This is a genomic window from Rahnella perminowiae (assembly GCF_019049695.1).
In the GTDB taxonomy this organism is placed as follows: Bacteria; Pseudomonadota; Gammaproteobacteria; order Enterobacterales; family Enterobacteriaceae; genus Rahnella; species Rahnella perminowiae.
In genome coordinates this window covers 1-1,557 of the sequence record NZ_JAFMOT010000116.1, presented here as the reverse complement: position 1 = coordinate 1,557, position 1,557 = coordinate 1, and the positions used below count along the sequence as shown (strand labels likewise).

Sequence of the window (1,557 nt, the reverse complement as noted above, 5' to 3'; positions counted from 1 at the left end):
ATCGACCAGCTCTGGTTAAGTGCTTCCGGCGTCGCCAGCGGAGCCGGATTGCGCACCGGCAGACGTTGCTTTCCCTTACGGCGAAAATTCAGTTTCAGCAGGCAGTAAATCCGGTGAACGCGTTTGTCGTCTAATCAGTCAATATCTGGATCAGATGGGGTCTTTGTCGTCTTCGTAGTCATTTTTTAGATGCTACAACATGTTGCCAGACGTCGTCTTCATTCCTATGTGATTCCCGCAGGGGTATTGCCCTGCAAAGCGTGATTCCCGCAGGGGTATTGCCCTGCAAAGCGTGTCCCGGAATTGAAGTGTACGACGAGCTCAATCTGATTTGATTATGACTTTTCGTTCTTTAATTTACCGCTTTAAGACGTTCATTATAAAATGTCTCTGATTTCCACATACTTAACATCAATGTCGTCAGTTTTCGAGCCAGGGCAACAATAACCTTCTTGTAACCCATCCTGCGTCGGAGTCCATTTGCCCATATTGCCAAGCTTGTATCAGTACCATAACGCGTTAACAGGCAGGATGCTGCTTCGTAGATAAGCGTGCGTGTCATTCTGTTTCCCTGCTTTGAGATTCCCCCATTTCTGTCAACTTCGCCGGATTGATACTTTTTGGGCGTTAATCCGAGGAAAGCTCCTGCATCGCTGACCCGTCTGAAGCGAGAGGGGTCGTCAATTGACGTTTTAAAACTTAATGCTGTCAGAACACCCACACCCGGAATAGATTGCAATATCTGGCAAACCGGATCTTTTCGGGCTAATTTTTCTAGCATGTAGTTAAATTTTCTTATTTGCTCGGAAAGATGTTCCCAAGTATCAAGCAACATAATAACTGCAGGTTTAACTGTTTCCAGCGAAGGTGATGACTCGAGTACGGCACGTTCAAAAACACTATTTTTCCCGGGTGGAAGAACAACCCCGAAGGTTTTCAAAAGTCCGCGGATCTGATTCGTTACGGCAACACGAAGCTGGACCAATTTTTCCCGGCTGGTAAGAATGAGTCGTTGTTGATGGCATTGAAGACTTTTGACATGTACTGGCTTGTACCAGCCGGAAAGAACCAGTCTTGCTATACCAAAAGCATCATTTTGATCGGTTTTATTTAACTGCATAGATAAAGCCGCATGAACATGTCGTGCGTGGATACAGTCAACGTCCAGACCAAAATTCCTGAGAGAATGGTAAAGCCAGACGCAAAGCGGCCCTGTCTCCAGACCCACTTTCGACTTATCAAATCCTTCAGAAAAGAGATAATCAGCTATAACACCAGGATGCGTATCGACGTTAACCATCCGAATTTTATTACCGTTATGGTCAATAACGCAGATGCTTGTTTTCTTCTGGGAAACATCAAGTCCAACGAAAGTTTTCATGGCAATCACCTCAGATATCACAGACTGGGATCGTATTAAGATTACAGCATGTGGTTCCAGACGTGCCCCTGCCTGCGAAGTACCTGAAAAAGCTTCTTAAAACCGTAGCGGGGATAGCGCTCAGCGACCTCGGTCAGCCTCTGGATCACCGCTTCATCACGTCGCGTATCCGGTTG

1 protein-coding gene and 2 pseudogenes are annotated in these 1,557 nt (G+C 46.2%); all 3 read right to left on the bottom strand.

Going from position 1 to position 1,557, the window contains the following annotated elements:
* Nucleotides 1-125, bottom strand: a pseudogene (locus tag J1781_RS00635) (IS3 family transposase); the annotation flags it as partial.
* 227 nt (nucleotides 126-352) lie between these two features.
* Nucleotides 353-1,381 (bottom strand): IS110 family RNA-guided transposase, encoded by a 1,029-nt coding sequence (locus J1781_RS00630; RefSeq protein ID WP_217233044.1) that lies wholly within the window; start codon nucleotides 1,379-1,381, stop codon nucleotides 353-355.
* Nucleotides 1,382-1,431: 50 nt separating this feature from the next.
* Nucleotides 1,432-1,557 (bottom strand): annotated as a pseudogene (locus tag J1781_RS00625) (IS3 family transposase); the annotation flags it as partial.